Annotated in this window: 12 protein-coding genes; 3 read left to right on the forward strand and 9 right to left on the reverse strand. The window is 33.9% G+C overall.

Going from position 1 to position 15,992, the window contains the following annotated elements; translation table 11 throughout:
• Window positions 1–25 precede the first annotated feature (25 nt).
• Both BUB90_RS00090 and BUB90_RS00095 read right to left on the reverse strand, forming a co-directional pair.
• Window positions 26–1,795: an alpha-glycosidase gene (locus BUB90_RS00090; protein WP_073281496.1), complete on the reverse strand. Its 1,770-nt coding sequence runs from the start codon at window positions 1,793–1,795 to the stop codon at window positions 26–28.
• Between the two features lie 285 nt (window positions 1,796–2,080).
• The gene (locus tag BUB90_RS00095) at window positions 2,081–4,261 is read right to left on the reverse strand and encodes an alpha-amylase family glycosyl hydrolase (RefSeq protein ID WP_278277247.1); all 2,181 of its coding nucleotides are present in this window, start codon (window positions 4,259–4,261) and stop codon (window positions 2,081–2,083) included.
• Window positions 4,262–4,385: 124 nt separating this feature from the next.
• Here BUB90_RS00095 and BUB90_RS00100 point away from each other — a divergent pair, with 124 nt between their 5' ends.
• Window positions 4,386–5,303 carry a LacI family DNA-binding transcriptional regulator gene (locus tag BUB90_RS00100; RefSeq protein ID WP_073281501.1) on the forward strand — a complete coding sequence of 306 codons (918 nt, stop codon included), beginning with the start codon at window positions 4,386–4,388 and terminating at the stop codon, window positions 5,301–5,303.
• Window positions 5,304–5,351: 48 nt separating this feature from the next.
• Here BUB90_RS00100 and BUB90_RS00105 read toward each other — a convergent pair whose 3' ends face one another.
• The 5 genes from BUB90_RS00105 to BUB90_RS00125 all read right to left on the reverse strand — a co-directional run bounded on the left by BUB90_RS00105 (window position 5,352) and on the right by BUB90_RS00125 (window position 11,259).
• Window positions 5,352–5,975 carry a starch-binding protein gene (locus tag BUB90_RS00105; RefSeq protein ID WP_073281503.1) on the reverse strand — a complete coding sequence of 208 codons (624 nt, stop codon included), beginning with the start codon at window positions 5,973–5,975 and terminating at the stop codon, window positions 5,352–5,354.
• Window positions 5,976–5,977: 2 nt separating this feature from the next.
• Window positions 5,978–7,699 (reverse strand): glycoside hydrolase family 13 protein, encoded by a 1,722-nt coding sequence (locus tag BUB90_RS00110; protein ID WP_073281506.1) that lies wholly within the window; start codon window positions 7,697–7,699, stop codon window positions 5,978–5,980.
• 29 nt (window positions 7,700–7,728) lie between these two features.
• The gene (locus BUB90_RS00115; protein WP_073281508.1) at window positions 7,729–9,006 is read right to left on the reverse strand and encodes a sugar ABC transporter substrate-binding protein; all 1,278 of its coding nucleotides are present in this window, start codon (window positions 9,004–9,006) and stop codon (window positions 7,729–7,731) included.
• Window positions 9,007–9,080: 74 nt separating this feature from the next.
• Entirely contained in the window at window positions 9,081–9,908 is an 828-nt protein-coding gene (locus BUB90_RS00120) for a sugar ABC transporter permease (protein ID WP_073281510.1), read from the reverse strand.
• A 4-nt stretch (window positions 9,909–9,912) separates the two neighbouring features.
• Window positions 9,913–11,259, reverse strand: coding sequence for a carbohydrate ABC transporter permease (locus BUB90_RS00125; RefSeq protein ID WP_073281512.1), 1,347 nt, complete (start codon window positions 11,257–11,259; stop codon window positions 9,913–9,915).
• A gap of 410 nt (window positions 11,260–11,669) precedes the next feature.
• On the opposite strand from BUB90_RS00125, the gene BUB90_RS00130 reads away from it, so the two are divergent.
• The gene (locus BUB90_RS00130) at window positions 11,670–12,716 is read left to right on the forward strand and encodes a tyrosine-type recombinase/integrase (protein WP_073282509.1); all 1,047 of its coding nucleotides are present in this window, start codon (window positions 11,670–11,672) and stop codon (window positions 12,714–12,716) included.
• A 243-nt stretch (window positions 12,717–12,959) separates the two neighbouring features.
• Window positions 12,960–13,694, forward strand: coding sequence for a YrpD family protein (locus BUB90_RS00135; RefSeq protein ID WP_073281513.1), 735 nt, complete (start codon window positions 12,960–12,962; stop codon window positions 13,692–13,694).
• Between the two features lie 76 nt (window positions 13,695–13,770).
• On the opposite strand, the gene BUB90_RS00140 is transcribed toward BUB90_RS00135, so the two are convergent.
• Both BUB90_RS00140 and BUB90_RS00145 read right to left on the reverse strand, forming a co-directional pair.
• Window positions 13,771–15,120, reverse strand: a complete 1,350-nt coding sequence (locus BUB90_RS00140) for a sensor histidine kinase (protein ID WP_073281514.1) — start codon at window positions 15,118–15,120, stop codon at window positions 13,771–13,773.
• Complete coding sequence (locus BUB90_RS00145) at window positions 15,117–15,857, reverse strand: LytR/AlgR family response regulator transcription factor (RefSeq protein WP_073281516.1); 741 nt, start codon at window positions 15,855–15,857, stop codon at window positions 15,117–15,119. Before BUB90_RS00145 ends, BUB90_RS00140 begins: the two co-directional genes overlap by 4 nt.
• Window positions 15,858–15,992 lie beyond the last annotated feature (135 nt).

Below are 15,992 nucleotides of genomic sequence, written 5' to 3' on the forward strand. Positions count from 1 at the left end.
TTCCTCCAATACTTATTTAAGAGTTCTAAACCAATAGCAAGAAACTATATGGAGGCAGCTCAAATAACACGTCTTTATCGATAAGATATTCTCTCCCCGATATAAGATCTGTAATTATATTGTTGCCGTCACACCAATCTACTCTGGCATTTACTACAGAAGCTTCATTCGAATTATTAAGCACTACACCTACATGTTCCGTATCTGTAAATCGAATAAAGCCATAAACACCTTGTTTATCATCTTCAATCCAGGTACGAAACTCACCATCCGTAAGTGCTTTAGATCTTTTTCTAATAGCTATCAGGGTTTTATAGAATTCTAATATACTATGATTTTGACGTTGACTATCCCAAATCATCGGTTTTCTACAATCTGGATCCATTGTTCCCTTCATTCCTATTTCATCCCCATAATAAATGATAGGAATACCATTGTAAGTCATTTGAAAAAGTACTGCGAGCTTCATCACCTGAATAGAATACTCCTCGTTTTCTACTTCACGAAACTGAGCACAATCGGTTAAAAATCGTTCCGTATCATGACTATCCAGAAGATTAAACATCGTTCTACTTGCCTGATCGCTATATGTCATTCTGTTTTTGGTAAGTAAACTATTAAATTCACTAACACATATGTTGCCTTTAGCAAAGAAACTGTGTACGGCTTCTCTAAATTTATAATTTGTAATTCCGTCAAACTGCTCACCTCTAAGCCATGCTCCCGCATTATGCCATATCTCCCCTATAATCAATGACTCTGGCTTTATGGATTTAATCTCTTTTCTAAATAATCTCCAAAACTCGTGATCGATTTCATTTGCCACATCAATTCTCCAACCATCAATTCCGATTTCCTCTATCCAATAACGACCAATATGAATTAAATAATCTCTTACCTCTTTATTATGAGTTTTTAACTTAGGCATGCCACCTAAAAATCCAAACGTAGCATAATTGGGGCATGGAGACTGAACAATAGGAAAACTGTTGATATAAAACCAGTCCTTGTAACGAGAAGCCTCCCCATTGGTCATTACATCTTTGAAGGCAAAGAATTGCTCACTGCAGTGATGAAAAGTAGCATCAAGTATAACGTGGATTCCCCTTTGATGCGCCTTCATTACTAACTCTTTAGCTACATCTAAGTCCCCAAAGTGAGGATCAACATTAAAATAGTCTATCGTATCATATTTATGGTTGCTAGGAGATGTAAAAATTGGAGTGAGGTAAATCAAATTGATACCTAACTCTTCCAGATAATCAAGTTTATCTACTATTCCCTTTAAATCTCCGCCATAGAAGGAATCCGTTGTTGGTTTTTCCTCCCAGGACACGATATCTTCTGGATCATTACTTCTGTCCCCATTACAGAAGCGATCAGGCAATATCTGATATACGACTGCTTTACTAGCCCAATCTGGTATAGCAAACATATCTTGTTCCGAAATATATGGAAATTGAAACACGCCTGCTTTATCTAACGTTTCTGATACACCATTCTCTCCATACCAAAGTTCACTTTTATCATTACCAACTAAATTAAATCTATATTTAATTCGTTTTGTAACTGAATAAATAACCCCTTCAAAATAGTCGAAGTTTTCATCCCAAGCTACTCTTTGCAACTGAATTTTTTCTTCTTTGTCTTTATTGGATTCATATCGATCTCCATGAAACAAATAACAATCACATATATCAAGTTTCTTTGCTTGTAGTCTGATTTTTAACTGGTGATTACCTATAGGAAAAGCATATGGCTCATCACATACATGGTAAATTGCTTCTCTAAGCATAAAGTCACTCCTTTCATGTATTAACTATGATTAGTTTTTGTGAAACTCTTACTTATGTAACCGATCCTTTCTCTTCTATAAATCCCTAGTAATCCTACAAACTTTGTTTCCATGTATTTCCATTTTACATTATTTATTTTCATATTTCAACACAATGTTATAAATTACTATATTAATACATTTATATACTTTCAAGTGAAGTAACAAGCCCTCTACATCTATTAGAGAACTATTAGATATAAAGGGCTTATATTATACTAACTAATTAGTAAGAAAATCCTATAATTAATTCTGCCAATTGGCTGTAGCTTCTGCTGTTCCAGTATTCGGAGTCGTTACCGTATGATTACTACCACTTTCCCATACTACATTACCACTAGCATCTTTTTTAATAAATTTATACTGAATTGCTGTACCCGCTGGTACGCTAACATCAAAGAACCATGTAGGATACACACCAATTGTACTAGTATTATTGAATAATGGTCCAATAGCCTTAGAAGCATCCCAGTTGCCAAGTTCAAATATATTACCAACTAAATATATGTTAGTTCCATAGTTAGTTGTAGCATTATTGACCTTAAATCTAACTGATATCTGTTTTCCAGATAATACTTCAAATCCGCTATAAGAATTACTTGCAGACCCTGTTGATGTAGTTACTTTAATTGCATATTTTCCAGCAGATACACTAGGAATAATTACTTTAATGGTCGAATCTGTCCATGAAACTACTTGTGCAGCATTAGTTCCAAAACTTACGCTACCTTGTGTATTACCAAAGCCTCTACCTGTAATCGTTACTGTGTTACCGGCTACTCCCATCATTGGATCAACATTACCAATTAATGGTGTTGTCGAACTACTTGCTGTATATTGCCATACTGCTGACTGGCCAGCACCTAAAGTAAATGTATTAACTGCTCCACCACTTGTTACTGTGATATTGCCACCACCGAGAGTTCCTTGCATTACATCCGTGTATGTACCTTGTGGAAGGTTTGTATATAATCCTGAGATGCTATAACTGCTACTTTGATTACGATTGACAGCTGTTACAACAACATTGCTACCAAATTGACGTTCATAGATCATTACATCATTGTTTATCCAACGTTCTGTCGTAGTTCCATAAGCCAAAGCTGGATTAGTTTTACGTAGTGGTGCAAGCTTACCAATTACTTTATAAGCTGTTGAATTTGTATTAAAGGAAGGCATGTCCCCACGATTATTAGGATCCGTTGATCCAGTAGCATATTGTTCTGAACCATAATAGATGGTTGGAACCCCACGTGAAGTAAGTAGAATTACATAAGCGTTATCTACTGCCCTTTGATTATTGCTTGCTAGAGTCATAAAACGACTCATATCATGATTATCAATGAATGTAACTTGATCATTCACTTCCTCATAATCAGAACCTGTTGCTGTAACTACATTATATAAATCCTTCATTGTTGCAGTACCTGAACCAAGTGCATTACGAACCGCATTGGCAAATCTAAAATCTAATAAACTCATACCACTGTCATTGGCAAATTTGGTCATATCTGCATCTGCTGCCACTCCACCATTAAACCATTCGCCAAAAACAAATACAGGTTTATAGGAATAGATAGAACTTAACCAGTTTTTTTGCCATCCAGCTGACATGTGCTTAACAGCATCCACACGAATACCATCAACACCGTAATCGAGCCATTTTTGTATTGCTTCCTTCATATACGTATCTACTGTTGCATTCTGGTGGTTTAAATCTGCTAAACCATACATGCTGTGATAGATACTATTTTCTAATGTACTAAAGTCAGTCCAACTTTCATGATTGAATAATCCTTGTGAGTCGTTTTTAAATCCACCTAGATATGTTCCATTTTTGTATAATGCACCATCTTCTGGGAAAGTCATAGTTCCATATTCTGCTGTAGATGTATGGTTTGGTGCAAAATCAATTACAATTTTAATTCCTAATGCATGAGCTGTGCTAATCATTGTTTGGAAATCGCTTACGGAACCAAAGTATGAATTCGTCTTAAAGAAATCCTTTGCCCAATATCCATGATAGGAAGCACAATTATTAGAAGGATCAATCGTGGTGATATTCTCAACTGGAGATGAAATCCAAAGAGCTGTAACACCCATACCTGTAAAATACCCTTCGTTTAATTTTTGTGTAATACCAGCCCAGTCACCGCCATGGTATTTCTGCAAATTTGACTTATCAAATATACTTCCTGTGGGATTATTACTGGTATTCCCGTCAAAGAAACGGTCTGTAACTATCTGATAGATAACATCTGTTGAAAAACTTGCTGTATTCGTAACTTCTGCATCTGTTGATGTTGTGGCAGCTTGCACTGGTATATTATTGAATATAACTCCAAATGCAAAGATAAGTACGAACAGTAAACTAGTTAATTTTTGTACCAAAGAATGGTTCCTTCTATTCAATTGCAAATTCATCATACTTACTCCTTTCAGCCCTTATATAGGGACATATAATTCGTTTTATCAAGTGACTATCGTATAGTTGCTTTTACAATTTTCTCATGATACAATTAACGGTAATACTACCATATGGAGGTGCATCATGGGAAAAAACAAAGCAACTATGCAAGATATAGCAGATTTATGTGGTGTATCAGTTGCCACCGTTTCTTATGTAATTAATAATTCAGATAAAGAGCATATTAAACACGATACCCGCATTAAGGTTTTAGAGGCGGCAAAAAAACTTAATTATGCCCCTAATATAAATCGTTGTACAACGCATCCGAAGAGTAATTTAGTTGGTATAATAATCAATTGGAATAAGCGTAACGCTCCTAGTAAAAAGATGCTTTATTACGATTTGGCCATTGAGCTACAGATGCAGTTGTCATTGTTAGGTTATGACACCATCATAGCAACTACAAAAGCATTCGAGGAGGAAGCTGATATTATATCCAAACGTTCTCTTGATGCTGCTTTCATAATAGATATACGTTCAGAGGAAGTTCGCAGAGTTACAAGAAAATACTATGTTCCTATTATTTTTCTTGATTGTGAAATTAACGATCCTCTTTTTTGCAAGATATATCCCAATTATGAAGCGATTATTTCTAGGGCAAAACGCATGTTACAAGAAGAAGATATCTTCTTAATAATGGAAGATATACTGAATGAAGAGCTAAAAGATATCATAACCAATACAATTGGTGCGGAAAAGTTATTTATTAATGATATGAAAAATGATTTGCGAGAATTTCTTCTTAAACATCAGAACGAAAAAGGGATTGTCCTAGGTGAAATTCTCGGCCTTGAAGTAGAACGATATATCCGCAATGATCATATTGTAGTTGTAACTTCGCTCGATAATTCAAAACTTCTTTTACCTGATACGATGACAATTTCAATAAAAAACAAGACGAAGGCAATTACTGCTGTGAAAATTTTAGAACAGCTCCTTCGTCTTGTGTATGTGGGTACTCCTTGCAACAAGTTTTTGATTAATCCTGATGCGGATTAGAGAGATCCCCCCCTTCATTACATATTGTTAATATCTGATGCTAACGGATTATTTCTCTCCCTTTTTCTTCTTAGTGATTACAACACCTGTAATAATAGCAACAACTACTACAGCAGCAATTACTACATATAGAACTACATTATTACTATCCTTATCTTCACTTGTAGTTGCTGGTGCTGTAGTTGCTGTATCGGCTTCAGGTCCTTCAGGCCAACCAGCTTTTGGTTCTGATGAAGCTACCAAACTTACTCCTCCACCCATACCAGAGTCATTCAGTAAATCTTCACTACCATTTGTGATCCAATATGTCTTACCAGGCTCAAGATCTTTACAATCCGATGTCTGACCACCTGCATTATCGGTGAATAAAACTCCGATATTTTCATCTGCAGTTATTTCAGCAGAAAACCAACCATTTCCTTCATCTGTCATAGCGTCTCCAGGCCAGGCATTCTTTGCTAAATCAATTTGAGTCTCAATAGTCCAAGCCCATACATTAGCACCTTCCCATTCATTTTCATTAAAATAATAAACCTTAACTACATTAGCTGCATCCGTTGTTGTACTTGTAGTATCTGCTGCCTTAGATAGTTTAGCTTGTGACACCAGACCAATAATTACAAAAGCAAAAACCAATACGAAACTTAAAACCTTCTCCAATTTCTTTTTCATACTCATTCTCCTTTACAAATCTTAAAATAATGTGCCGTATAAGGCGATATTTCATTACAATCCAAAGACTGATTTGCTAATAAATCAATACATGAAGATTGTATGATATCAGATGGTAATAACTGAACTTTATCTGTTTGGTTAATTACAACGTAGATATCGATTTCCTCATAACTACGCTTCATTACAAACAATTCTTTCGTACTCTCAAATGTTATCATTCCATAGCGAAGAGGTTTCTCACTCTTTCTAATATATATCAACTTCTTATAAAAATTATGTAACTCATGATCCCATTCTTTCGTATTCCAATTAAATCCTTTTCTACAACCTGGATCATACCCTCCGGTTAATCCAATCTCTGTTCCATAATAGATACATGGAGATCCAAGATAACCGAATATGAATGCTGCCGCGTTCATCAGATTTTGCTTGTTTTCCTTACACATAAAAAGGAATCGTTCTGTATCATGACTATCCAGTAGATTAAACATCATTTCGTTAATTACATCTGGATATTTCATAAGTTGCATGGTAATAACTTCTGAGAATGTCCTTGCATCAATATCTCCTTTTGCAAAAAAGTTAATAGCTTGATGCATAATCGGATAATTCATAACGGTATCAAATTGATCACCTAGTAACCAAGGCATAGAATCATGCCATACTTCACCTATAATGATAAGGTCATTATCCATTTCTTTTACCACGTTTCTAAACTCTCTCCAAAAACAGTGGTCCGGTTCATCTGCTACATCAAGTCTCCAACCATCAATATGAAACTCTGTTGTCCAGTAACGAACCACATCAAAGAGATACTCTTTTACTTCTTTGTTTGCTGTGTTGAATCTTGGCATATATGGTACATTTGCAAACACCTCATAATTTAGTTCTGTTTGACTAACTGGGAAATCTTTAATACGGAACCAATCCTTGTATTTGGAACTTTCCCCATGTTCCATAACATCCCTAAATGGAGCAAATCGATCACTACAATGATTAAACACGGCATCAAGTATAATACGAATTCCCTTGTCATGTGCTTCCTTCACTAATCTACGAAAAGTCTCTTTATCACCGAAATGTGTATCAATCTCCATATAATCAATGGTGTCATACTTATGATTTGATATGGATTCGAATATTGGTGTAAGATAGATGGCATTAATTCCTAAGTCTTGTAAATAGGATAAGTGCTTACGAATTCCTTCTAAATCACCTCCATAAAAGGATTTTGGTGTTGGATCTGAATCCCAAGGTACAATTCCATCTGGTGAATTCTCAGGCTTTCCATTATCAAACCTTTCCACAAAGATCTGATAGAATACCGCGTCACTAAACCAGCTTGGTTTGTGCGGTATATCTACATAATGTGCACTAGGATATTGGAAGAATAGGCAATGTGCACGGTTATCATCAAAAGCATCTAGGATTCCAGCTTCTGTATAGTAGATATCCTCCTTACCTGCTATAACTTCAAAATAATAACCTAACCTTATATCCTCTTGTTCAATATTATATTGATAATAATCAAAATACTCATCCGAACCAATTTTAGTCATAATACGATATGTTTTGTTCGCCCAATCAAATTTCACTCCATAATAGAGTCTAACTTCATCCACATCATCCTTCGCTGTTCGGAAACGAATTCTGATATCTGTTAGATTGTATGGATATGCGTAATTGCTTTTTGAGCAATGATATAGTGCTTCTCTGTTCATGCATGCTCCTTTCAGTACAATACTCTGTCTTATTCTGTTGCTAGTAACGCCTTCCAGTTCTCAATTGCTTTCTTACGTGCATCAGCTGGTGTTAATTGACCATCAAACACGGCACGGTCAATGTCTGCTGCAATTGACCAAAAGTATGAGATTCTAGAAACACTTGGCATTGGTACAGAATACTCGAATTGTTTTACGAAGGCTGGAAGATATGGATCTTCAGACAATCCTTCTACGTTATCAATGTTGCTAAGGGTTGTAATTCCATTTGATTCATTATATAAGATACTTGCACCTTCATCACTAATTAAGAAGTTTGCTAGTAATTCTGCAGCTATTGGATATTTCGTAAATGTTGAAACAAATGCACATTGTACACCTGCAAATGGTTTTAATTGATTTCCTTGATACGTAGGTAATGTTGTGATACCAAAGTTTACTCCACTTTCTTTGATTTGTGTTACATCCCAAGGTCCAGTTATATAATATGCAACATTACCATCAATAAAGTTAGCCTTTAGGGAGCTCTTATTATTAAGGTCAGTAGATGAGATTGGCATAGTATCATGCAGTGCAGCGATTAACTCCAGACCCTTTTCAAATTCGTCTGTATCAAACCCTGGGTTATCTCCATCATCACCGTTTGGACCAAACAATTCAAAACCTTGTGCAGCTAGGAATGGGAATTCATAATAAGCATCTCCAATGGTACATAAGAAGTTGAATTTGTTGTTAGCAGGGTCATTAAATGTCTTTGCTCCATCCATGATTTCTTCTAATGTTGTGGCTGGAGTTTGAACTAAATCTTTGTTATAGAATAAGCAGTTAACTTCGATTGATATTGGTATACCATACATCTTTCCATCCTTCATAACAGTTTTAGTACCTGATTCCGATACTTTACTATTAACGTTATCAACGATTGCTTCTTCTAGTTCCATGAATACACCCGAAGATAACCCTTTTTGGAAATTATCATGACCTGTTATAAACACATCTGCACCTTCCCCTGAAGGACCACTTAGTGCAATCTTATCAACCGTTCCCATTCCCTCTTGTGCAACAGTTACAGGAACACTATATTTTGCTTCAAATGCTTTGGCAACTGCTTCTCCATATTCTTTGTTACTAGTCCAAAATACCAGTTTGGCACCCTTTTCTGGAGTCATTTCATCTACAGTGGCAGCACCACTACCTGTAAACACTTCTTCATCTTCTGGTAGTGCTTTCTTACAACCAGTTAAACTACTAATCATTACTACAGACAAGATCGCTGCAAGAATTTTCTTGCTTATATTCTTCTTCATAACTCATCCTCTTTTCTATATATTTACCTGATAAAGGTATATCTTTGCTGACAATGAACATCCCCTATGCATCTTTACTCCTTAGATGCACCTGCTACAATTCCTTGTACTAAGAATTTCTGGAATAATAGATACATAATAGTGATTGGTACTGCAACCAAAACTGCTCCGGCAGCAAACAATGTAAAGTTTGCATTCTGATCGTTTGAGATCATGGAATATAGTCCCACAGCTACAGTCTTGTTCTTGTTTCCTGTTAATAACAAATTAGGAATGATATAATCCATCCATGGCATCATAAACTGAGATACTGCACAATATACAATAATCGGCGTTGACATTGGAACAATAATACGTACGAATGTATTCAATTTACTACTACCGTCTATATATGCTGCCTCATCAAGAGAACTTGGTATACCATCTATATATCCCTTTACCAGCCATACATTATATGGGATAGCCCCTGCTGCATAGAGTATTACTAAGGCAATAGGCTTATTCACAAGTTCAAATACAATGAATAATGTATAAACTGCTGTCATGGATAAGAAACTAGGGAACATAGATAATACTAGTAAAGTAAGTAATCCGGTCTTCTTTCCCTTAAACTTAAATCTTGATACGATCCACGCAGTTAACAATATCAAGATAACTGAGATTAACGCATTCAATGTAGCAACGGATAAACTATTAAAGAACCAACTCCCAAATTCAGTCTCCTTAAATAATTGCGTATAGTTTGATAATGTCAACTCTTTTGGTATAAAACTTGCTGTCGATAAGTTTTGTCCTTTGTTAAAGGAAGACATTACGATCCAGATAACAGGTATAAGAACTATGATTGATACTAGGATTAGTTCTGCATTAATTAAAATCGCTTTCGCTCGTCTCTTCCACATGTTCTTACACCTCCTTGAATGCTTGTGTTCTTCTGAAGTTCCATATAGAAACGACTGCTATTAGTATGAAAATCATAATATTCATAACAGCTGCCATATCATATAGTTTCTGTTCTAAGGTTAGCTTATAGATCCATGAAATCAAGATATCGGTATCTCCTGCAAATTGATAACTTGAGTTAACAGGTCCTCCATTAGTTAAGAAGTAGATAATTCCAAATCCATTAAAGTTACCTGCAAGATTCATAACAATCAGTGGTGCCGTTGCTCGTAAAACAAGTGGTAACGTAATGAACCTAAATATCTTAAATCCACCACCACCATCGATTTCAGCGGCTTCATATAAGCTCTTATCTATATTCGATAAGATACCTTGAATCATAATCATGAACATCGGGAATCCAAGCCATAGGTTCACAACTAAGATGGTAATCTTTGCAATGAACGGGTCTGCTAAAAATGCAATTCTATGATCGGTTAATCCAATGTCCATTAAAAACTTACTTACTGGACCAAATTGTCCATTTAAGAAATTACGAAATACTAATAACGAAATTAATTGTGGTATCGCCCATGGTAAAATCATAATTCCTCGGTAAAGAGTCTTACATTTGGTATATTTACTATTTAATAAGATTGCTTGAAACATACCAAAAAAGTAAGTTGTAAACGTTGCCAGAACAGCCCAAACAACAGTCCATCTTAGTACGGAGAAGAACGTACTTGACCAGATTGGAATCTGGAACAATTTCTTAAAGTTACTAAAGCCTACCCAACTAATTAGGTTTCCAGGCGGTAAATGATTGGTGTTATAGTTTGTAAATGCAGTTAATATTGCAAATATAATAGGCATGATTACGATAAACATGATATATATAACAATGGGAATTAAGATTACGTAAGCAAAGAATTTGGAATATGTATTTTTGAAATATTCTTTTGTAGTTGGACAATGTCCTGTTTCATCTAATAACTTACCTGTCTTGTACGCATCTCGTATATTGAAGAGATAGATGCCCATCACTACAAGGAGTACCATTACTGCTATAATACCTGTTATTAATAACATGGTTGAGTGGTCACCGTTTTTTCCACCTTCTTTTTCACCTAATGTGATTAGTCCCCAGATTCCTTTGGTAAAGAACCCTCCATGTAGGCGAAATGAAAAATGTGTTATCTGCCCAGATAATGCTTCTAATAGGTAGCCACTGAATATTTCTGTTCCAACAAAAATCAACTGTAACAGAAATAGTATCATACCCTTCAACCTCTGCTTACACACAAAAAACTGGCCAGATCCCCATATGAGTATGGAGCATATTGTACTTACTATCCGTTTATTCTTATTCAAAGTCTTTCATCCTTTCTCCTTACCGGCCCATTAATTACCATCTTTGACTATATACTACTTCATCATATGTCCTCAGTCAAGTATAATTGCACGAAAAACTGTACAATAATTTAATAATTTTATGCATATTTACCTATTGAAAATACTTAAAAAAATTATTTAAGTAATTCAATTACCGTCAAAAGCCTTGCTATTACAATATATTTTCATATGATTACTTAAATTTCAGTTTAAGTAATCACTTAAAAGAAATTCGCAAAATTTCGATATTGTGGTATAATTAAACAATAGAAAGCAAACTAGAGAGCCTTTTATTGACAAAATAAAATTAATACTCAATTTAATTGATATTCTAGTATATTATAAACAGGAAGGAGCCATGCTCGAAAACGCTATGCATGGATAAGATGATGAAAGAAAGAAATTATCATGAACAACTTAATATAGATAATACAAAGAAGCTACGTGAATTAATTAAGGAACTTCCCCCCTATGTAGCTACATATTTTCGTGGAATAGAACATACGACAGCACCAAGAACTCGTATTGCATATGCGATTGACTTGCGTACTTTCTTTGAATTTATTCACCAGACGAACCCACTATATCAGGAAAAAGAGATTCGAAACTTTGAATTTGATCTATTAACCAAACTAGAATCCACAGATATTGAAGAATATCTTGATTATCTTAAGTTATATACCAAAGATGGTAAGGAATATACCAATGATGAACGTGGCATTAAGCGCAAATTAGCCGCTCTACGTTCCTTCTATGGGTACTTCCACAAGAATAAGATGATTAATGAAAATCCTATTCTACAAGTGTCGATGCCAAAACTTCATGATAAAGCAATCGTTCGACTCGATGTAGATGAGGTTGCAACATTATTAGATACAGTAGAATCCGGTAGCAAACTAACAGACAAGCAACAAGCCTTCCATTCCAAAACAAAAGAACGTGATCTTGCAATCATGACTCTTCTACTAGGTACAGGTATCCGTGTATCGGAATGTGTTGGTTTAGATCGTAAGGATGTTGATTTTAACAACACGCGTATTAAAATCACAAGAAAAGGTGGTTACGAAGCGTATGTATACTTTGGAGAAGAAGTTACTGCTGCACTTCAAGACTATCTTGTACTACGTAATAAGATTCCTGCTGCCACAGGACATGAAGATGCACTCTTTCTATCCATTCAAAAAAAACGTATGGGAGTTCGTAGTATCGAGCTTCTAGTTAAGAAGTATTCCAGTACTGTTACTACGATGAAGAAAATTACACCTCATAAACTTCGTAGTACCTATGGTACCTCACTATACCGTGAAACAGGTGATATCTATCTAGTAGCAGATGTTTTGGGACACAAAGATGTTAATACAACAAAGAAACACTACGCAGCGATTGAGGAAGAACGCAGACGTAGTGTGAAGGATGCTGTTCGGTTGAGGGAGTAAGTTACATATGTAAAAAATTATTCTCAGTCTTTGTCTGTACGATTTCTTCACCAGTGAATGCTTTATCAGTTTCTATCCCTTCTAAGGATTCTACTAGATAAGAAAATATATTAGTGCCCAAGTATTCCTATAAAATGTCCAATCATTCCTTACACATTGTAATCTAATAAATTTATGTATATGATTGCAATTATGAAAGATCACAAATACTTTCATAATAATAATCTAAAGGAGGATAATCCCATGAAGAAATTTAGTAAACGAATTATTAGTATCTGTTCCATATGTTTGTTTCTAGCAGTTGAATTAGGTGCAACTGCTTTTGCAGCTGGTGGAACAGGACCATACAGAAGAGTAAGTTCCAATGCAGGAACGAAATCACAACCATATACCTATATGGAAACAACCGTTACTCTACCATCTAAAAGTAATATTAAAGAAAATGGTAAGGATACCGCTTATGTATACATAGGTGGTTCTGGTAATGGAACAGAAATTGATGCAGGATTACAACATAGCCCAACTTATGATAACTGGGCACCAATTATCAACTGTAATTCAGTATATAGCCATCCATCTGATACTGACAGATTTAAAGGTGGTCAAACTGTAAAGATGGTATTCTATGTTAGTGCAGACAATAAGGTTGTACTTCAAGTAAGCGGAACAACAGATAAAGGACAATATAAGACAATCACAACATACTGTAATACAGCCACTGGTTGGAAAGCAAATGGTATAGGTAATACTATGAAACGAGTAACATCGATTGGACAAAGTCCTGAAAACCTAAGTAGTGGTTCCTACATTTTAGGTGTAAAGTGGGCTAGCTCCTATATTGGGACTACAAGTAGCAAACACCAATGGCTTGCTAATGATACGCTAAGTAGCGGATCAATCTGTTACCCAAATAAAACTAAAGTACAGGTCAATTATGTGAATGCCGGCGAAGAAACCGTTTCAATTGATCTAAGATAACGTTACAAAAACAAGTTCCAATTTAGCAAAAGAATGACTTCTTAGAATATTTAGAAGTCATTCTTTTTTATTATCATCATTCTTGTATTGTATTATATGATTGTTTCGTGCTATATTCAGGTATCAGCAAACTACATTTTAAGTTAAATATGCCTTTATTTGCCCCAATCATAAATATTCCATTATACTTATTTACAACATGCTTTATGTTTTGTAATCCAAAGCCATGTACTGCTTTATCATTTTTGGTTGTTACTAGTTCATCATTAACCCATTCTATATCCTCTTTACACGAATTCTCAAAATAAAAATTTAGATAATTTAGCTTAATGATAATAATACATTTTATATATCTTTTAATAACAGGAAGTTTTATACATGCTTCTATTGCATTATTCATAGCATTATTAATGACAATTGCTAGATCATACTCTTCTATCGGTATATCATGACATACCGTTAGTTTTTTTATTATTTGTATTTCGTTGGTCTTCGCTTCTTTTAGCTTATAATCGATAAGAATCTCCATAAATGACGCATTCTTTCTAATTGTTTGATCGGTATCAATGCTTTGTTTTAACAACTTGCGTATATAATATTCTGCTTTATTGATATCATGTTCTAAAAGTAAAGCATTGATACTTTCAATATGATTCTTATATTCATGTTGCTTTGTTCTTATGGTTTTAATAGCATCTTTCTGACAATCAAGTACTAGTTTTTGTATATGATTTTCGACTTCTGTTTTATTCATATACTGAAGTTTTTTATATACTTGTATTATAAAGACTATCACTGCTAATATCGTAAATTCAGTAATTAACAATACCATAATTGTATTTGTATGCATTGGCTTTTTTAGTTTCTGTAAATTCAATATTTCTTTAAATAGAAATAATGAACTTAGTATAAACAAACTAAATAAACAACAGATTGGCTTAAAAAAATAGGTATGTTGAAGGATTTTATAATATCTAATTAGATATAAGCTATAAAAAGCTAAAATGATTTCTAATACTTTCGAAAAAATAATCAATATCCAACGTATGTGTCCATTTGACAATAAATCTACAACATCTAACTTAAAAACCAATATAGGAATGCAGATAAACATAATATTACTAATCACTAGAATAACCGAAGATAAAATCAGTTGAAATACTGTTTTCTTTTTAGACACATGTTTTTCTGTAATACTTCCCATAAAAAACCATACCATATTTACTGTTATCATTAATATAATTGAACCAGGTTCACAAAAATAATCAACCAGTATCACAAATTGAGACAAGAGTAGGATTGTTACTATTCCATTCTTTAGTGATTGTTTTGAAAAACAAATTGGCCTAAGCAAAATATAGAATAATACCATATCTGCTATATTGGCAAAGAAATAATTAATTAATATATAAGCTATATTCTTCATATTATATTCTCCCAGATCTTCATTTCCATAACAGCCGCTACTTTATGTATGTTTGCCTTGCTAACTGGTATGCTTATATGTTGTTTTCCTACATACAATTCCGTTCTTTTATGGGATACAATCTGATTGATATTAACGATAAAACCATTGTGACATCGCAGAAAACATTCTTGTCCCAATTCTTTTTCTATATCTTTTAAGTTAGCTATATACTCGTAGATGAAATCATTGGTTACAACCAATACATTTTTTCCTTTTTTTTCAATGTACAGGATATCATATTGATATACATAAGTTATCTTTCCTTTAATTTTCATTTCAAATCTAGAGGAACCATACCTTTTTATTATAGTTTCATTATGATACTCTCTAATAATTTTATCTAATTTATTATAAAGTTTAGTCTTTTCAAGTGGTTTCAAGATATATGCACTCGCTTCTACTTCATATGCTAAATAACCAAAAGAATCATAATTTGTTAAAAAAATAATTTTACATTCCGTATTATTACTTTTAATTGCTTTTGCGATATCTATTCCTGTCTTATCATCTATTTCAATATCTAATATAGCAATATCGATAGTATTTGAAACGACACATTTTAAGGCATCTTTTGTGGAAATAGTCGAAAAAATATGAAAAAATATTTGCTCTTTTTGATATTGATAATCAAGCAATACCTTTTTCATTACTTGAACTTGTTTATCTGAATCATCACATAATAATACATTCAACATGCAGTTATCTCCATTTTAAAATATATATTCCGCTTTATATTACCATATTATTACATTTTAGTAAATAGAATTGTCAATTTATTAACAAATTTATACATAAAAAACAAGGACTACATTCCATGTAATCCCTGTAAA

Origin of the sequence: Anaerosporobacter mobilis DSM 15930 (genome assembly GCF_900142955.1) — a bacterium.
Taxonomy (GTDB): domain Bacteria; phylum Bacillota; class Clostridia; order Lachnospirales; family Lachnospiraceae; genus Anaerosporobacter; species Anaerosporobacter mobilis.

Excerpts from the sequence above, each read along its gene's own strand:
- BUB90_RS00090 (WP_073281496.1), bottom strand. The coding sequence starts at position 1,795 with ATGCTTAGAGAAGCAATTTACCATGTATGTGATGAGCCATATGCTTTT.
- BUB90_RS00095 (WP_278277247.1), bottom strand. The coding sequence starts at position 4,261 with ATGATGAATTTGCAATTGAATAGAAGGAACCATTCTTTGGTACAAAAA.
- BUB90_RS00100 (WP_073281501.1), top strand. The coding sequence starts at position 4,386 with ATGGGAAAAAACAAAGCAACTATGCAAGATATAGCAGATTTATGTGGT.
- BUB90_RS00105 (WP_073281503.1), bottom strand. The coding sequence starts at position 5,975 with ATGAAAAAGAAATTGGAGAAGGTTTTAAGTTTCGTATTGGTTTTTGCT.
- BUB90_RS00110 (WP_073281506.1), bottom strand. The coding sequence starts at position 7,699 with ATGAACAGAGAAGCACTATATCATTGCTCAAAAAGCAATTACGCATAT.
- BUB90_RS00115 (WP_073281508.1), bottom strand. The coding sequence starts at position 9,006 with ATGAAGAAGAATATAAGCAAGAAAATTCTTGCAGCGATCTTGTCTGTA.
- BUB90_RS00120 (WP_073281510.1), bottom strand. The coding sequence starts at position 9,908 with ATGTGGAAGAGACGAGCGAAAGCGATTTTAATTAATGCAGAACTAATC.
- BUB90_RS00130 (WP_073282509.1), top strand. The coding sequence starts at position 11,670 with ATGAAAGAAAGAAATTATCATGAACAACTTAATATAGATAATACAAAG.
- BUB90_RS00135 (WP_073281513.1), top strand. The coding sequence starts at position 12,960 with ATGAAGAAATTTAGTAAACGAATTATTAGTATCTGTTCCATATGTTTG.
- BUB90_RS00140 (WP_073281514.1), bottom strand. The coding sequence starts at position 15,120 with ATGAAGAATATAGCTTATATATTAATTAATTATTTCTTTGCCAATATA.
- BUB90_RS00145 (WP_073281516.1), bottom strand. The coding sequence starts at position 15,857 with ATGTTGAATGTATTATTATGTGATGATTCAGATAAACAAGTTCAAGTA.